Source organism: Microbacterium sp. 1154, assembly GCF_031455375.1.
Classification (GTDB): Bacteria; Actinomycetota; Actinomycetes; order Actinomycetales; family Microbacteriaceae; genus Microbacterium.
Genome location: NZ_JAVDSN010000001.1, coordinates 788,035 through 804,922, shown reverse-complemented (window position 1 = coordinate 804,922; position 16,888 = coordinate 788,035). Strand labels below are relative to the sequence as shown.

Annotated in this window: 14 protein-coding genes; 8 read left to right on the top strand and 6 right to left on the bottom strand. The window is 71.3% G+C overall.

What is annotated here, in order from left to right; translation table 11 throughout:
- Nucleotides 1-251: 251 nt before the first annotated feature.
- Nucleotides 252-1,628, bottom strand: coding sequence for an amidohydrolase family protein (locus J2X55_RS03675; RefSeq protein WP_309821916.1), 1,377 nt, complete (start codon nucleotides 1,626-1,628; stop codon nucleotides 252-254).
- Between the two features lie 375 nt (nucleotides 1,629-2,003).
- Entirely contained in the window at nucleotides 2,004-2,948 is a 945-nt protein-coding gene (locus J2X55_RS03670) for an alpha/beta hydrolase (RefSeq protein ID WP_309821915.1), read from the bottom strand.
- A 171-nt stretch (nucleotides 2,949-3,119) separates the two neighbouring features.
- Here J2X55_RS03670 and J2X55_RS03665 point away from each other — a divergent pair, with 171 nt between their 5' ends.
- Complete coding sequence (locus tag J2X55_RS03665) at nucleotides 3,120-3,827, top strand: SDR family NAD(P)-dependent oxidoreductase (protein ID WP_309821914.1); 708 nt, start codon at nucleotides 3,120-3,122, stop codon at nucleotides 3,825-3,827.
- 144 nt (nucleotides 3,828-3,971) lie between these two features.
- On the opposite strand, the gene J2X55_RS03660 is transcribed toward J2X55_RS03665, so the two are convergent.
- Complete coding sequence (locus J2X55_RS03660; RefSeq protein ID WP_309821913.1) at nucleotides 3,972-4,994, bottom strand: methylenetetrahydrofolate reductase C-terminal domain-containing protein; 1,023 nt, start codon at nucleotides 4,992-4,994, stop codon at nucleotides 3,972-3,974.
- A gap of 109 nt (nucleotides 4,995-5,103) precedes the next feature.
- Between J2X55_RS03660 and J2X55_RS03655 the strand changes: the two genes are divergently transcribed.
- The 4 genes from J2X55_RS03655 to J2X55_RS03640 are packed head-to-tail and all read left to right on the top strand — an operon-like array spanning nucleotide 5,104 to nucleotide 9,723.
- A complete protein-coding gene (locus J2X55_RS03655) occupies nucleotides 5,104-5,718 on the top strand; it encodes a pyridoxal 5'-phosphate synthase (protein ID WP_115916134.1) in 615 nt (204 codons plus the stop codon).
- 3 nt (nucleotides 5,719-5,721) lie between these two features.
- Nucleotides 5,722-6,555 carry an FAD binding domain-containing protein gene (locus J2X55_RS03650; RefSeq protein ID WP_115916135.1) on the top strand — a complete coding sequence of 278 codons (834 nt, stop codon included), beginning with the start codon at nucleotides 5,722-5,724 and terminating at the stop codon, nucleotides 6,553-6,555.
- The gene (locus J2X55_RS03645; RefSeq protein WP_309821912.1) at nucleotides 6,552-9,356 is read left to right on the top strand and encodes a molybdopterin cofactor-binding domain-containing protein; all 2,805 of its coding nucleotides are present in this window, start codon (nucleotides 6,552-6,554) and stop codon (nucleotides 9,354-9,356) included. The genes J2X55_RS03650 and J2X55_RS03645 overlap by 4 nt, the downstream gene beginning before the upstream one ends.
- Before the next feature lie 10 nt (nucleotides 9,357-9,366).
- Nucleotides 9,367-9,723, top strand: a complete 357-nt coding sequence (locus J2X55_RS03640) for a DUF6188 family protein (RefSeq protein ID WP_103207000.1) — start codon at nucleotides 9,367-9,369, stop codon at nucleotides 9,721-9,723.
- Between the two features lie 158 nt (nucleotides 9,724-9,881).
- Here the strand turns inward: J2X55_RS03640 and J2X55_RS03635 are convergent, their stop codons facing one another.
- Nucleotides 9,882-10,739 carry a PhzF family phenazine biosynthesis protein gene (locus J2X55_RS03635; RefSeq protein ID WP_309821911.1) on the bottom strand — a complete coding sequence of 286 codons (858 nt, stop codon included), beginning with the start codon at nucleotides 10,737-10,739 and terminating at the stop codon, nucleotides 9,882-9,884.
- 374 nt (nucleotides 10,740-11,113) lie between these two features.
- Here J2X55_RS03635 and J2X55_RS03630 point away from each other — a divergent pair, with 374 nt between their 5' ends.
- The 3 genes from J2X55_RS03630 to J2X55_RS03620 all read left to right on the top strand — a co-directional run bounded on the left by J2X55_RS03630 (nucleotide 11,114) and on the right by J2X55_RS03620 (nucleotide 14,015).
- On the top strand, nucleotides 11,114-11,920 hold the full coding sequence (locus J2X55_RS03630) for an isocitrate lyase/phosphoenolpyruvate mutase family protein (RefSeq protein ID WP_309821909.1): 807 nt from the start codon (nucleotides 11,114-11,116) through the stop codon (nucleotides 11,918-11,920).
- A 173-nt stretch (nucleotides 11,921-12,093) separates the two neighbouring features.
- Entirely contained in the window at nucleotides 12,094-12,612 is a 519-nt protein-coding gene (locus J2X55_RS03625) for a MarR family transcriptional regulator (protein ID WP_115916139.1), read from the top strand.
- The gene (locus J2X55_RS03620) at nucleotides 12,609-14,015 is read left to right on the top strand and encodes a hypothetical protein (RefSeq protein ID WP_309821908.1); all 1,407 of its coding nucleotides are present in this window, start codon (nucleotides 12,609-12,611) and stop codon (nucleotides 14,013-14,015) included. The genes J2X55_RS03625 and J2X55_RS03620 overlap by 4 nt, the downstream gene beginning before the upstream one ends.
- Nucleotides 14,016-14,175: 160 nt before the next feature.
- Here J2X55_RS03620 and J2X55_RS03615 read toward each other — a convergent pair whose 3' ends face one another.
- Both J2X55_RS03615 and J2X55_RS03610 read right to left on the bottom strand, forming a co-directional pair.
- Nucleotides 14,176-15,459: an allantoate amidohydrolase gene (locus J2X55_RS03615; RefSeq protein ID WP_309821907.1), complete on the bottom strand. Its 1,284-nt coding sequence runs from the start codon at nucleotides 15,457-15,459 to the stop codon at nucleotides 14,176-14,178.
- Nucleotides 15,460-15,487: 28 nt separating this feature from the next.
- Nucleotides 15,488-16,720: an alanine--glyoxylate aminotransferase family protein gene (locus tag J2X55_RS03610; protein WP_309821906.1), complete on the bottom strand. Its 1,233-nt coding sequence runs from the start codon at nucleotides 16,718-16,720 to the stop codon at nucleotides 15,488-15,490.
- Between the last annotated feature and the right edge of the window lie 168 nt (nucleotides 16,721-16,888).

Genomic DNA, 16,888 nt, shown 5'->3' with positions numbered 1-16,888 from the left:
TGTGCGGCGGAGCGTTGAGTGTCCAAGACACGCCGGGTGGGCCCAGGCCTCTGCGGCATGTTCTGGACACTCGACGGGATAGGCGGGAGAGACCCCGGATGCCGGGGCCCGACGGCCGCGGCCGGGGCGGCCCGTCGCGGGCCGGCGCGGGCCGACGCGGGCCGACGCGAGTCGGCGCGAGCCAGCGCGAGCTAGCGCGGGCCAGCGCGAGCCGGGGCGGGCCGGCGCGGGCCGGCGCGAGTCGGCGCGGGCTAGAGGATGACGCCGAACTCCTCGGCCAGAGCGGGCAGCTCCTCGTGCAGGACGCGCGTGGCCTCTTCGGCAAGCGGGTTCGTCGAGACGCCCCGGTCGTTGACGAGCTTGCCGCCGACGTACACCTGCTGCAGGTTCCGCAGGCCGCAGGCGAGCACGTAGCTGCGCACGGGGTTCCAGAGCGGGCCGATGTCGGGGGTGCGCGGGTCGACGACCACGAAGTCGGCGAACTTGCCCACCTCGAGGCTGCCGACGCGGTCATCGACGCCCATGATCTCCGCGCCGCCGAGGGTGTGCAGGCGCAGGACGCGCTCGGGCATCATCGACAGCGGGTCGTGGGTGCGGGCGCGCTGCATGAACATGCCCATGCGCATGTTCTGCCACGGGTCGGCGACGTCGGTGCAGGCCTGGTCGTCGAGGCCCATGCCGACCTTCATGCCCTGCTCGAGCATCTCGGGAACGTGGGCGATGCCCGACGCCAGGCGCCCGTTCGACGCGGGCTGCCACGACATGCTGGCGCCGCCCGCCGCGGCATCCGCGATGATCTCGGGAGTCGTCTGGATGAAGTGGCCGAACATCATGCCGGGGCGGAGAGCTCCGGCGTTCTTGTACAGCTGGAACTTGGTCTGCTGGTGCTCGATGGCCTCGTACGTCTCGAGGAAGTGCGCCTGGTTGGTGACCCCGAAGCGGTCCATGACGGCGACCTCGATCTCGGCGGCGTCGGGCCGCGTCGACCACTGCACCTGGCCCATGATCGAGGCGCCGAGCGCGATGTCGGGGTCCATGGCGAGAACGTGGTCGAGCGAGGCCTCGAAGCGGGCGAAGATCTCGTCGTCGGTGCCGACGGTGGCATCCAGGGCGATCGAGTCGACGAAGCGGAGGCCGGCGTCGTGGCATCCGTCGGCCTGGCGCGTGTGCCAGGCGTGGTCGCGGAGCTGTCCGCCGCCGTCGGCGCGCTTGCCGTCGACCATCGGCTCCCACGGCAGCAGCGGGTCGGTGAAGTTGTACGCCGTGGTCACGCCGTTGGCGAGGAAGTCGAGCGAGCCGTGCAGCGTCGCCCAGTAGATCTGGTCGGGCGAGGCGTTGTTGAGCACGCTGAACATCGAGGTGCACCAGCCGTAGAGCGTCTGGTCGACGCCGAGTCCGCGCGAACCGCTCGTGAAGAGGTGGCTGTGCGACGAGACGAAGCCCGGGGCGACGAACTTGCCGGCGACGTCGAGCGTCTCGTCGGCGGTGAGGCCGGGGGCGGGGTCGCCCGCGCCGATCGCGGCGATGCGGCCGTCGCGCACGAGCATGTACCCGCGCTCGATGTAGCCGGGGTCGTCGGTGCCCGCGGGGACCGTGATGAGGCGTGCGTTCGTGACCAGGAGCGACATGTTGATCACGGTAACAATGGCGTGTTTCCGCGGTGTTCCAGGCGGGTGGCGGGTTGTTTGCGGGGTCGGGAGCAGCCGGCGACCGCGTCGAGTGTCCAAGACACCCGAACGCATTCTCACGGCGTCCGGGTGTTGTGGACACTCAATCGGACGGGTCGGCACCGTTCGCGGCCCGCCCCGTTCGCGGCCCTCCCGTTCGCGACCCTCCCGTTCGCGACGTTGAGTGTCCAAGAAACCCGGACGAATTTTCAAGGCCTCCGGGTGTTTTGGACACTCAACGTCGTGGGGCGGCGGCGGTAGCGGCGGGGCGGGCGCGGCGCGCGACGCGGGGGCGGGGGCGCGGCAGGGCGCGGGGGGGGGTGCGGCCCCGGGGCCTCAGGCGAACGCGCGGCGCACGGCCGGCGCGATCTGCGCCAGCACCTCGTCGCGCGCGGGCGTCGACGGGAACACGAGGAACAGGTGCGGTACCCCCTCGCGCCGCACGAGGTCGACGGCGACCCCGGATGCCGCGAGCCGGTCGCCGTACTCCTGGGCCTCGTCCGACAGCGGGTCGACCTCGGCCGCGACGATCACCGCCGGCGCGGATCCGACGAGGTCGGCGGCGCGCAGCGGCGCGGCTCCGGCGGGCACCGAGTCCGTGGCATCCGGAACGTACAGCCCCCAGTACCACTGCATCCCCTTCGCGGTGAGCGGCAGATTATCGGTGTGGGCGCGGTAGCTCGGCCGGGTCGGGTCGGGCGCGTCGAGCACCGGGCACAACAGCACCTGGCACCGGATGCCGGGAGCCCGGCCCTCCCGCGAGCGCAGCGCGAGAGCCGCGGCGAGGTTGCCGCCCGCGCTGTGTCCGGCGACGCCGAGGAGGGCGGGGTCGACGAGTCCCTCCGCCCCGGTCGCGGCGAAGTGCAGGGCCCGGTCGAGGTCGTCGAGCCCGGCGGGGAAGGGGTGCTCGGGCGCGAGGCGGTAGTCGACGCTGAGCACCTGGGTTCCGGTGGCGAGTGCGAGGGCGCGGCACAGGGCGTCGTTGTTGTCGAGGTCGCCCGCCACCCATCCGCCTCCGTGGGCGAAGACGAGGGTTCCGCGCTGTCCCGCGCGCGGGCGGTACAGGCGCAGGGCCAGGCCGTCGGCGTCCAGGTCGATCGACTCGAGGGCGTCGTCGTCGGGCAGGCGGACCCACGACGGATTCGCTCGCAGCTCCGCGATGCGCGCGACGTCGTCGCCCTCGGCATCCGTCGCTCCCGAGGGGATCGTGCCCGCTCGAGCCGAGAGTCGCTCGAGGTGCGCGCGCACGGCGGGGTCGGTGATGGCGGGGTGAACGGGCACGGCTCTCCTGAGGCTTGGTCGGGTGATGAGCCGAGCGTAGAACCACGGATGCCGATGACCCGACGCGACCGGCGAAGCGTTACGCCGCGGAAACACGGGCGTCTTCGGACGATGCACCCGCTCGGCGTACCGTGCGGCCAGGGCGACCCGACGCCCCAAGGAAGGAGCGTCATGTCCCAGCGCGTCATCGTCACGGGAGGATCCGGCGGCATCGGCGCCGCGATCGTCGAACGGTTCCTGACGGACGGCGCCCGGGTCGCGGTGCTCGATCGTCGGCCTCCCGCCGGAGACACGGCATCCCTCTTCTTCTCCGTCGACCTGCGCGATCCCCTCGACACGCGGCGGGCGGTCGGCGAGGCGATCGCCGCGCTCGGCGGGGTCGACGTGCTCGTGAACTGCGCCGGGGTGTTCCAGCACGTGTCGCTGCTCGACATCACGGTCGACGACTGGGACCTCGTGCTCGACATCAACGCCCGAGCGACGCTCGTGACCATGCAGGCCGCGGTGCCCGTGATGCTCGAGGCGCGTTCCGGCGCGATCGTCAACATCGCCAGCATGGCCGCCAAACAGGGCGGCGGCGGCGAGGGACATTACGCCGCATCGAAGGCCGCGGTCGTCGCGCTGACGCGCGCGGGGGCCCAGGAGTGGGGATGCCACGGTGTGCGCGTCAACGCCGTGTGCCCCGGTTACGTGCTCACCGACATGGGCGCCGACACCCGCTCCGAAGACGACGTGCGCACGTGGAGCGCGAAGTCGCCGCTCGGGCGACTGGGGGCGCCCGAGGACGTGGCCGGGGTCACCCACTTCCTCGCGTCGCCCGCGGGCGGCTACCTCACCGGTCAGGCGATCAACGTCACCGGCGGCATGATCATGCACTGACGCGGGCGCGTGGCCGCGCCCGAGCCGGGCGGAACTCCTGAGAAACGTCAGCCGCGCCGGCTCGAGCCGCGGGGAATCGGCGCGCCGCGGCACCCGACCGGCGGAATCTCAGGAGTATGGCCCGCCGCGACCCACGGTAGGGCCTCACCGCAGCCGCCGCGCCACCTCCGCCATCGCCTCGGCGAATGATTCCTCGGCGCCGTCACGCCCGCCCGACAGGTTCACCCCGACGACGCCGGGCAGCGCGAGCATCTCCTCAGCGAGAGCGACGGCGAGGGCGATCCCCTCGGCCCGCGGGTCGCGGGCGCCGCGCACGCGTTCGAGGAACCCCTCGGGCAGTACCAGGGTCGTGAACGATTCCAGCAGGTCGGCCGAGGCGTGGTCGACGACCACCGGCACGCACGGGATGAATCGGATGCCGTCTGCGACCTCGTCGATGAACCGGCGCACGGGCTCGGCCCCGCCGGCGTGGTTCACGAAGCAGACGTCGGCCCCGGCACGCACCTTCTCGCGCAGTCGCGCGGCGCGACGGTCGACGGGCGGTGCGGCGGGAGACGCGGCGACCGAGACGACATGCCCCGAGGCGCGGGCGAGGGCCGCGGCCTCGGTGGAGTCGAGGTCGAAGACGGGAGCCGCATCGGGGCGATGGCCGGTGCGCGTGTGGTCGCCGGTGACGCAGTGCACGCCCGCCACCCCCTCGACGGCCAGGGCCGCAAGCTCTCCCTCGATCGCCACGCGGTTGCGGTCGCGCATGTTCAGCCCGGTCCACACGCGCAGTCCGCGTCGCTGCAGCAGGTGCGCGCGATACGCCGGCGGGAACTGCACCCTCGCGCTTCCCGCGTCGCCGGCGAGGACGGCATCCACCTCGCCCGTGAGCACGGCCGCGCACGCGTCGATCGACGGGACACTCAGCGCCCGCGCGGGGAGGTCGGCCACCACCCAGGGACGGGTTCCGAGTGCGGCGAGGGTCTGCTCCCCGGCGATCGTGCGGGCCGCGGGCGAGGGAACCACCGCGCGATCGACGCCCGCCCACGGAACGGTCGGACGAGGGAGGAAGGCGCAGCGACGGGTCGCGTCGATCTCGCACGAACCGTCGAATCCGACCCCGCCGCAGGGGCCGTACTCCATGTGCTTGGGGCACGCGTCGATCACGGGAAGCAGGGTCATGACCGGAGTGTAGGGAGCGCGTGTTTCGACGAATGTTCATAGCGGCAACATCGCCGAAACGCGGGCTGCCTACGCTCGGGCCTACCCGCTGCAGCCCCCGGAGGTGGCCATGATCACGGCCGGCACCACGTTCGGTTCCGACGTCGACGACATCGACGTGCTCGTCGACGACCCTCTTGCGCTGATGCAGCGGTGGCTCCCTCCCCACGACGGGGAGTTGCGGCCGCTCGCGGCCCTCTCGACGGTGGGGCTCGACGGCATCCCGTCTCTCCGCCATGTGCTGATCAGCGACCGGGATGCCGCGGGCGTCTGCTTCCACACCGATTCGGCCAGCGCGAAGGTCGCCGAGATCGCCGCGAACCCGGTCGCCGCGATGGCCGTCGCGTGGCCCGAGATCGGGCGCCAACTCGTCCTGCGCGGGATCGTCGAGCGGGTGAGCACCGCCGAGGCGGCGGCCGTCTATCGCGAACGGTCCCGGTATCTGCAGCTGCTCGCGTGGCTGAACACGCACGAGAACGCCCACCTTCCGGTCGACGCCCGGCACCACCTGTGGGCGGAGTTCTCCGACGCCCACCCCGCGCTCGACCCGCCCGAGCGGTGGGTCGGATTCCGGCTGCGCCCGGTGACGCTGACGTTCTGGCGCGGCGACCCGATCGGTCAGAGCACGCGCCAGCACTACACACTCGCCGACGGCCGTTGGTCGGGCCGGATCCTGGCGGGCTGAGACATGGACATCACGACCGTCACCTCGTACCGCGCCGCCCGCACGCGCGCCGATCTCGCCCTCGCACCGGGAGAGGTCGTCCTCGCCGGCGGCACCTGGATCATGAGCGAGCCGCAGCCCGGCACCACGGGGTTCGTCGACCTGACGACCCTGGACTGGCGCGACCTCGAAGTCACTGACGAGGGCCTTCGCATCGGCGCGACCTGCACGATCGCACGGCTCCTCTCGTGGGTCGAACGCGAAGCTCCTCCGGCCTGGTCCTCGCTCGCCCTGGCGCGCCCCTGCGCCGACGCGCTGCTGGCCTCGTTCAAGATCTGGAACACCGCCACCGTCGGCGGCAACGTCTGCCAGGCGTTCGCGGCCGGAGCCATGATCGCGCTGCTGTCGACCCTCGACGCCACGGCCCTGATCTGGACGCCCGACGGCGGCGAGCGACGGATCGCCGTGGCCGAGCTCGTCGTCGACAACGCGGCGACCTCCCTCGCGCCCGGTGAGGTCGTGCGCGCCCTCGACATCCCCCTGCATGCGCTTACGGCACGAGTCGGCCTGCAGAAGATCGCGCTGGCCGAACTCGGCCGATCCGGCGCCGTCGTCACGGCTCGCGTCGACCCCGACGGCACCGCGGTGTTCGTCGTGACGGCCGCGGTGCGTCGGCCCCGCGTGCTGCGCTTCTCGCACGTGCCTGGAGCGGGAGAGCTGCGGGATGCCGTCGCCGCCGCGAGCGACTTCTACACCGACCCCCTGGGCAGTGCGGACTGGCGTCGGGGCGTCAGCGTCGTGCTCGCGGAACGACTGCGCGCGCGCTTCGCGCGCGAGCTGCAGGAAGGCGTCGCGTGAGGTTCGAGGTCAACGGCTCCCCCGTCGAGGTCGACCCCCGCCCCGGTCAGAGTGCCCGTACGCTGCTGCGCGAGACCGGCCACGTCGAGGTCAAGAAGGGCTGCGACGCGGGCGACTGCGGCGCGTGCTCGGTGCTGCTCGACGGCACGCCCACCCATTCGTGCATCATCCCCGCGATGCGACTCGAGGGCCGCGCGATCACCACGGCCGCAGGCCTGGCGCCCGGCGACGAGCTGCACCCCGTACAAGAAGCCTTGGCGACCGGCTTCGGCTTCCAGTGCGGCTTCTGCACGCCGGGCATGAGCGTCACGGCATCCACTCTCACCGCCGACGACCTGCCCGACCTCGACCGCCGCATGAAGGGCAACCTCTGCCGCTGCACCGGGTACCGCCCGATCCGCGAGGCGATCCGGGAGTCGGTGCTCGGGCCGGTGCGCGAGACGGGGGCGCGAATCCCCGAGCCCTCGTGCGGCGCTTCGTGCGACGGCCACGGCGAGACCGTGGCATCCGGAGCCTCCTTCTCGGCCGGACGCGTCGGAGCCTCGGCCGTTCCCGAGGCCGCTCGGCGCATCGTCCAGGGGCGCGAGCCGTTCACCTTCGACGAACCCGTGCCCGGCGGTCCGCCGCTCGTGCTGCGCGTCGTGACCTCGCCGCACGCGCACGCCCGCGTGGTCTCGATCGACACCGCGGATGCCCTCGCGGTACCCGGGGTCGTGGCCGTGTTCACCCACGAAGACGTCCCCGCCGTGCGGTACTCGACCGGGCGCCACGAGCACCGCACCGACGACCCCGACGACACGCGCATGCTCGACGACGTCGTGCGGCACGTCGGCCAGCGGGTCGTGGCGGTCGTCGCGGAGACGGCGGAAGCCGCGGATGCCGGATGCCGAGCGATCACCATCGAGTACGAGGTGCTGCCCGCGGTCTTCGACCCCGAGCAGGCGCGTCAGCCCGGTGCTCCCCTGCTGCATCCCGACCGCACACCCGACGAACGCGTGATGGATGCCGGCCGCAACGTCGTGGCCGGGTTCCACGTGGGCCACGGCGGTGACATCGAGGCTGCCCTGGATGCCAGCCACACCACCGTGACCGGCGAGTGGAGGTCGTCGCGCGTCACGCACGCGGCCCTCGAGACGCACGGCGCGGTCGGCTGGCTCGACGACGAGGGGCGCCTGGTGATCCGCTCATCGACCCAGGTGCCGTTCCTCGCCCGCGACGAACTCGCGCACGTGTTCGGCCTGGAGCGCGACCGTGTGCGCGTGTACGCGACGCGCGTGGGCGGCGGCTTCGGCGGCAAGCAGGAGCTCTTCACCGAGGACCTCACCGCCCTCGCCGTGCTGAAGCTCGGGCGGCCCGTCGCCTACGAGTTCTCGCGCACCGATCAGTTCGTGCGGGCCTCGCTGCGGCATCCGATGCGCGTGAAGACGACGCTGGGAGCGGATGCCGACGGCACCCTCACCGCGATGAAGATCGACGTGCTGAGCGACACCGGGGCCTACGGCAACCACGCGATCGGCGTGCTCTTCCACTCGTGCGCCGAATCGACGACGCTGTACCGGGTTCCGGTGAAGTGGATCGATGCCGAGGCGGTCTACACGAACAACCCGCCGTCGGGAGCGTTCCGCGGGTACGGGCTCGGGCAGGTGGTCTTCGCGGTCGAGTCGGCGATGGACGCCCTCGCGGAAGCGCTCGACATCGACCCCTTCGACCTGCGCCGCATCAACGCCGTCCGAGAGGGCGACTCCCTGCACCCCGACGACGGCGAGGAGCCCCACGAGGAAGACCTCATCTGGGGCAGCTACGGTCTCGACCAGTGCCTCGACCTCGCGCAGGAGGCGCTGCGGCGCGGCAACGGCGCCGAGGCCCCGGCGGGCTGGCTCGTCGGCGAGGGCATGGCCGCCGCGATGATCGCGACCATGGCGCCACGCGGGCACATCGCCCACACGAGCGCGACCCTGCGCCCCGACGGCACCTACCTGTTGCGCGTCGGCACGGCGGAGTTCGGCAACGGCACCTCGACCGTGCACCGGCAGATCGCCGCGACCGTCTTCGATGCGGCCCCCGACCGGCTTGAGCTGTGGGCCGCCGACACCGACGCGGTGCGCCACGACACCGGGGCCTTCGCCTCGGCGGGAACGGTGGTCGCCGGCAAGGCGTTGTACGGCGCCTGCCTCGCGCTGAAGCGGCGGATGCTCGCGATCGCCGCCGACCTCACGCGGAGCGATGCCACGGAGGCTGAGGTCGTGGCATCCGGAATCCGATCCGGAGGCGAGATCGTCTCGTGGGCGCGGATCGTCGAGGCCGGGGGCGCGGGAGAACTCACCGCGGACGGCGCGGAGTTCGGCGATTTCCGGTCGCTCGCGTTCAACGTGCACGCGGTGCGCGTCGCGGTCGACCCCGAAACCGGAACGGTGAAGGTGCTGCAGTCGATCCAGTCGGCCGACGCGGGAGTCGTCATCAACCCGGCCCAGTGCCGCGGGCAGATCGAGGGCGGCGCCGCTCAGGCCCTGGGCGGGGCGCTGTACGAAGAGGTGTACCTCGAGGACGGCGTCGTGCAGAACCCGGTGTTCCGCACCTACCGCGTGCCGCAGTTCGCCGACGTGCCCGACACCGAGGTGTACTTCGCCGAGACCGACGACACCCTGGGTCCGTTCGGCGCGAAGTCGATGAGCGAGTCGCCGTACAACCCCGTGGGAGCCGCGATCGGCAACGCCGTCTCGCGCGCGCTCGGGCGACGCGGGTACGAGCTGCCGTTCTCGCGCGACCGCGTGTGGCGGCTGGCCGGCGGTGACGCCGCCTAGGCTGACCGCTGTGTACGGCATTCCCGCAGACGAGACGTTCGACTTCTTCGAGGGGCGACGCCTGGATGCCGTGACCTTCGGCCGCTACAAGGTGTCGCTGTTCTTCGACGAAGGCGTGGGCCTCGACGTCGAGGGGCCGCTCGCCGTGACCGTCCCGGGCGGCGACGAGAGATCCGCCGAAGACTCCCGCGCTCTCGCGGCGCCGCTGCTCGACCTGCTCGCGCTGACCGTGACGGCAGTGCGGGTCGACGCGCCCTCGAGCCTCGCGTTGACGTTCGAGAACGGCACGGTCGTGAGGGCGATCGACGACCTCGGCCCGTACGAGTGCTTCGACGTGCACCACGGCGAGCGCATCTGGATCATGTGAGCGGAGGCCCCGGCACCGGGTCGGTTCGGTCGCGGTCCGAGTCGCGCCCCATGCGGTTGCAGAGCGTGTCGGCCGTCATGTGAGTGGCAGCCCCGTCCGCGGGGTGGCCCCTGCCGCGCCCTCCCGTTTCCGGGGAGGGCACGACCCGCCGGCGCGGATCAGAGGGGCGTCGCCGAGCCCCGCACGACGACGCCACCGGATGCCGGAACCTCGACGTCCAGCACGCTCGGCCGACCGATGTGTCGACCCTGCCGGACGCTGAATCCGAACGGAGCCGGGAGGCCGACGCGGTCGCGCAGATACGCGCCGAGCGACGCCGCCGCGGATCCCGTCGCGGGGTCCTCGGTGATGTCGGCCACCGGGAAGAGATTCCTCGCCTCGATCACCACGCCGTCGGCGATCGCAGCGTCGACATGGACGACGATGATCGTGCCCTTCCATCCGCGCTCGTCGAGCAGAGCGCGCACGGGTGCGGGCGCGAACGTGAAGGAATCGAACGTGTGCTGCTCCCGCACGGCGACGACCGGGTGCAGGTTGCCTGCGAACGATTGGGCCAGCGGCATCCGCTCGTCGAGGTCCGTGTGAGAGAGCCCGAGAAGGCCGAGCAGGCGGTCGGCGACGTCTGCTTCGAGGTCGACGACGTACGGCTCGACGCTCGTGAATCCGGCCGTCACACGCCCCTCTGCTCCGCGCTCGGTCGTCACTTCGACGACCCCGGCGGCGGTGTCGAACACGAACGACCCCGGCCCCTCGACCTCGGCGAGCGCGACGGCGGTCGCGACGGTCGCGTGCCCGCAGAACGGCACCTCATCGTCAGGCGAGAAGTAGCGCACGGCGACGCGGCGCCCCTCGCGGGCGCCCACGAACGCGGTCTCGGGATGCCCCAGGTCGGCCGCGATCCGCTGCATCTCCGCGTCGCTGAGACCCACGGCATCCAGGACCACACCCGCGGGATTGCCGCCGCCGGGCTCGGCGGCGAAAGCGAGGAGTTCGAGGACGTCAGGGGTGGGGGTCATGACTCGATTCTTCCGCAGGGCGCCCGATGACCGAGGGGGCCACCCGCGTTCTCGTGGCCTGCACCGGGCGCCCGCGCGGCATGCGCACGGGCGGGCTACGACAGCGGTCGCGACCGCCCGGGAATCACGCTCGACGCGGAACTCAGCGCGGCTCGGCCCCGAGGTGCAGCACGGCCTCGGGGCGCTGTGCACCTCGCGGGCCGTCCGGCGGAACGCGCGACGACCCATGATGGCGTCGAGCTCCATCGCTGACCACGGTCACGAGGCACAGCCGGACGTCTCGTCTAGCGATCGGCTATCGAGACCGCTGTAACGCTGACCGCGTCGTCCGATATCCGCCAGAAACGGGACCGCGGCTCGGATGAACTGAGCAGGTGAACGACAGAACCACGCAGGCCGCCGCCTTCCACATGCTGCACCAGAACCCCGCACACCCGCTCCTTCTCGCCAACGCCTGGGACGTAGCAAGCGCCCGACTCGTCGAGAGCGCGGGTGCGCCAGCCATCGCTACCACCAGCGCAGGTGTCGCATGGTCACTCGGTCATGCGGACGGTAACGCGCTCGGGCGCGAGGAGGCCATCGCGGCACTCGCTCGGATCGCAAGCGCGGTCACCGTGCCGGTCACCGCTGACATCGAAGCCGGCTACGCCGATGACGCAGACGGCGTGGAGCAGACGGTCGACGCCGTTCTCGAGGCCGGTGCGGTCGGCATCAACATCGAGGACGGCGCACTGCCCCCAGCAGAGCTGATAGCTCGTATCGGCGCGGCTCGACGCACAGCGGATCGCGCCGGGGTGCCGATGTTCATCAACGCGCGGACGGACGTGTACCTCGCCGGCCTGGTCACGCCGGAGCAGCGCCTCGTTGAGACCCTCCACCGAGCGCACCGGTACCTCGAAGCAGGAGCAGACGGTGTCTTCGTACCCGGAGTTGGCGACGCCGACACGATCAGGGCGCTGGCTGAGGCGATCAACGGCCCGCTGAACGTGATGGTAGGTCCCGGCTCCCCGAACACCGCGCAGCTCTCGGAACTCGGAGTGGCCCGCGTGAGCGTCGGCTCGGGCATGGCACAGGCCGCGTACGAGATTGCTCGATCGGCCGCTACCGAGCTGCTGACTGCTGGCACGTATGGGCCCTTGGCCCCGGCCGTCGCTTACGGCGAGCTGAACTCGCTGTTCTAACGAGGCTAGCGACTCGCGCCTGGCGGGCCCGCCAATTTGCGGCGCCCCGTCGACGGTCCCGCGGAGGCGTGAAACCGATCGGTACTGCAGCACACCTGCCCCGTACAGATGACGTGAGGAAAGCAAGGCGCATGCTGTACGCGACATTTTGATATAAAAGTTTTGGAGGTGTCATGACAGACGCCATGGATGAGGTTTTGAAGGCCTGGGGTGCTCGGTTCCCCGACGCGGACTTGTCGGCGTTGGAGCTGAACCGGCGACTGTTTCTCGCGCACCGCACCCTCGCCGCCTACTCGGCAGTGGTGTTGGCGGGGAGTGAGCTGGACCTTTGGGAGTGGGACGTTCTGTTCGTGCTGTGGAGGTACTCGCCGGTGGACATCGCGATGGGCGACCTTCAGGCACAGCTCTTCATCACGGCGGGGTCGGTAACCCACCGGGTGCGCCACCTCGAAAACCGCGGACTTGTCGAGCGGCGCCCTGACGAGGCGAACAGGCGCCGCGTGCTCGTCCGCCTCACCCCCGCCGGCCTCGAGGCGGCGGAGGCGGTCGCGCCCCGCATTGCCCAAGCGTCTACCGATGGTGCTGCTCAGCTCGCCGCGCGCGGCATCGACCTACCCGCACTGAACAACGCCCTCGCGCATGTCACACCACCCCTTGTTCTCCCGAGCGCTCACGTTCAGGAGGTCTCATGACTGACTACGCCGCACGGATCCGTCGACTGCACGAACTCGGCCCGCGCAACTCCGCCACTAGCGCGCACCACGCGCTCATCGAAGACGTCGCTCAAGACCTCACCGACCTGGGCTACCAGGTGCACCGTGACCCGCACTCCTTCGAACGCTGGGACGTGTCCCCGGAAAACGTCGCGCTCACCGTCGCCGGCCGCGCGGTGAAACTCTCCTCGGCGTGGCCCTACTCCGGCGAGACACCCCCGGAGGGCGTCACGGCGCCCCTCGTCCTCCTGCGCGGACGACGCAAGAAGTGGGCGAACGCTGCGGGGAAGATCGCCCTGGTGGAGATGCGCAACATCGACGTCCCCTCCTCCCTCTTGGTCGACACGTGGGACGGCACCTATCCGTTCGATTCGATCGCCAACCCCGTTGTCGGGTCAGAGCTTGGCGGCACCGATCTGGCGAAGGCGTGCGCAGCCGGGGTGCGAGCGGTGATCGCTGTCTGGCGTGACCTACCCGATGGGGCCGCGCACGCGCAGTACCTGCCGTTCACCCGTGACTACCAGGGCATCCCGGCCGTGTGGGCTCCCGAGTCCGAAGCCGACGCGCTCGTCGCCGCGGCCGAAGCCGGCGCCACCGCCACAGTCGTCCTCGCCGCCGAGCGAGTGCCCGGCGCCACGATGGACACCCTCTGGGCTGTCTCCCCCGGCTCCGGGAGCGACGCCCACGAAGCAATCCTGGTAGTCACCCACAGCGACGGCGGCAACGCCGTCGAAGAGAACGGCCACATCGGACTACTCACCCTCGCGCGTGACGCCGCAGCAGCGCCCCACAACCGCACCATCGTGTTCATCTACACCGCCGGACACCTCCGCATCCCCGCCGTCACCTCCCACGGCCAAGCCACCACCGCCTGGCTGGACGCGCACCCAGAGATGTGGTCAACCGGGAGTCCGCTACACGCCGTCGCTGGCCTGGCGATCGAACACCTCGGCGCGAAGCACTACGACGTCGACCCCGCCACCGGCACCTACGGCCCCACCGGGAAACTCGAACCCGAACTGCTCTACGCCACCACCAAGGAACTCGCGGATCTGGCCCGCGCGACGTGGAACGGCGTCGACCCGACCGGCCATCCCGTCAAGCCCGGCGCCCTCATCCACCTCGGCGAAGGCGAACCGCTCTACGACCACCGCATCCCCGCGATCGCCCTCGTCACCGGCCCCCTCTACCTCCTCGCGGAAACCAACGAAGACGTCGTGGACATCGACCTACTGACACGCCAGATCGACAGCTTCCGCCGCCTGCAAAACCACCTCGCCGGCCCGGTCGCCAGCGACAGCTTCGGCAAAGTCAAACTGCCGAACAAGCTCAACAAGCTCGTCGCCGCAGCCCGAGCACTGCGACACCTCATCAAGACCTGACGCACGGTGGTGCGAAACCGTTCGGTTTCGCACCACAAACGCACCGCGAAGGTACAGCCAGGTGACCACGCCGGTCGATCTTGCTCACCGCACAGCACGGTCACGGCGAAGAGCGATACCGATGTCGACTGCCCGGGCATCTCGCTGATCGACGAGGAACTCAGCGCCGCTCGGCCCCCAAGTGCAGCACCGCCTCGGCCAGCGCGCGGATCCCCGCCGCCACATCCGCTCCGGCCACGGCTTCGTCGGGGTGATGGCTGATGCCGTCGGGGTTGCGAAGGAACAGCATGCCGACCTCGGTGATCGCGCCGATCGACATCGCGTCATGGCCCGCACGGCTGAAGAGGGTCGGTGCTTCGCCGCCGATGCCCGCCCGCACCACGTCCTGCAGCAGGGGTGCGCAGAACACGGCCGGGGCGCTGTGCACCTCGCGCGCGGTCCAGCGGAGCCCGCGACGGCCCATGATGGCGTCAAGTTCGCGTGCGATCTCGTCCCACGCGTGGTCGCGGGAGTCGTCGAACTCTCCGCGCAGGTCGAGAGAGAAGTGCGCCTCGCCCGGCACGACGTTGACGGCTCCGGGGAAGGCCTCGAGCTGGCCTACGGTACCCACGATGTGGTGCTCACCCCGGCAGATGCGCTCGACCGCGAGAGCGGCCTCGCTCGCGCCGAGCAGGGCATCGCGGCGCATGTCGTAGGGCGTGCCGCCCGCGTGCCGGGCCTCCCCCTCGACCGCGAGCTGGAACCGCCGCGCCGACGCGATCGACGACACCGCCGCGAGCGCCTGCCCGCTGCGGTGCAGCTCAGGCCCCTGTTCAATATGCGCCTCGAGATACCCGACGAGCTGCTCGGGGCGCCGCGCGGCCTCGTCTACGCGACCAGGATCGAGCCCGAACTCGCGGAAGGCTTCGCGCAGCGTCGAGCCGTCGGCATCCGTCAACTCCCACCAGGACTCGTCCCACTGCCCGGCCACGGCCGACGACCCCAGCAGGGCCTTGCCGAAGCGCGTGCCCTCCTCGTCGCTGAAGGCGATGACCTCGAGAGCGAAGGGGAAGGGGCTGGATGCCGTCCCCTCGTCGTCGATGCGACGGATCAGCCGCACGACCTCGAGCGCCATCAGCACTCCGACGATGCCGTCGAAGCGTCCGGCGTCCGGGACCGTGTCGAGGTGCGAGCCCATCAGCAGCGCCGGCGCATCGGGGGCTCCGACGGGGGCGAGGCGTCCGACCTGGTTGCCCGCCGCGTCCTGGCGCGTGGTCATGCCGAGCTCGCGCATCCACTCCGCGGCGAGGCGGTTCACACGCGCGTGCTCGGGCGAGAGGTAGACTCGGGTGATCGAGCCGGGGGTCGAGGTGACGCGGGCGAGCTCTTCGCAGCGGCCCATGACGCGGCGCGCGGCCGACGCGATGAGCCCGGGCGCGACCTGCAGGCGGGTGGCGGTGGTCACGCGCGAGCTCCCCGCGCAACGACGGACTTCACGACCGAGCCGCCGCGTAGACGCCCTGGGCCGCCTCGACGCCCCCGCCCGCCGGCACCGCCGCACCGTGGCGCCGCAGCACCGTCTCGAGAGCGGCGAGGGTGGTCAGCACCGCGTCGGTGCGGGCGTTGTAGCCCATCGTCCCGATGCGCCAGACTCGGCCGTGCAACGGACCGAACGAGGTGCCGATCTCGATGCCGAAGTCGCTGAGCAGCTCGCTGCGCACGGCGTCGCCGACCACGGCATCCGGGATCTCCACCGCCACCACGTTGGTCATCTTGTGGGCCACGTCGCCGAAGACGGTGAGCCCCAGGCCCTCCACGCCGGCGAGCATCGCGTCGCCGTGCAGCCGGTGGCGGGCGATCACGGCATCCCGACCCTCGAGGAGCAGCACGCGGGCGCACTCCCGCGCGCCGTAGAGCATGGTCGTCGCCTCGGTGTGGTGGTTGAGGCGGCGCGGCCCCCAGTAGTCGAGGATCATCGCGAGGTCGAAGTAGTTCGAGCGGATGAAATCGGATGCCGAGGCGTCGCCCTCCTCCCGGATCCCGGCCTCGACGCGGGCGCGCGAGCGCACCACTTCGACGGCACGGTCGGACAGGCTCAGCGGTGCCGAACCCGAGGGGCCGCCGAGGCACTTCTGCAGGCCCGCGGTCGCGGCATCCAGGCCCCAGGCGTCCATCTCGAAGGGGTTGCCGCCGAGCGAGGCGGTGGCGTCGGTGTAGAACAGAGCGCCGTGGGCGCGGCAGATCTCACCGATCTCGTCGAGCGGCTGGAGCATCGTGGTCGAGGTGTCGCCCTGCACGCACGCGACGAGGTGCGGCTTCACCCGCTCGATCGCCTCACGGATCGCGGACACCGGGAACACCTGTCCCCACGGCACCTCGATCGTGTGCACCTCGGCGAGCGCGCGCTCGGCGATCTCGGCGAGGAGGTGGCCGAAACGGCCGAACACGGGCACGAGCACACGATCGCCGGGGCGGATGAGCGAAACCAACGCGGCTTCGATGCCCGCTCGGCTCGTCCCGTCGACGAGCACCGTGGCGTCGTTGTCGGTGGCCCAGACCTGCCGGTACAGCTCTTGCGTCTCGGTCATCGTCGCCGTCATGAACGGGTCGTACTGGCCGACGAGGGGTGCCCCCATCGCGCGCAGCACGCTGGGGTACGCCGAGATCGGGCCGGGGCCCATGAGCAGGCGGGCGGGCGGGTCGATCGGGCCGGGGAGGTGGGACATCAGGACTCCGTGGTACGGGAACGGGTGGTGGGAAGGAGGATCGGACCCGGGCCGCCGGTGGGGCGGTGCGTAACTCGTGAGTTTCTGACCGAGGAGGGGACGAATGCCGCCGCCCCCACGGCCTCGGCGAGATTTCTCAGGAGTTTGGCCCGGCCGCGGCGCGACAGG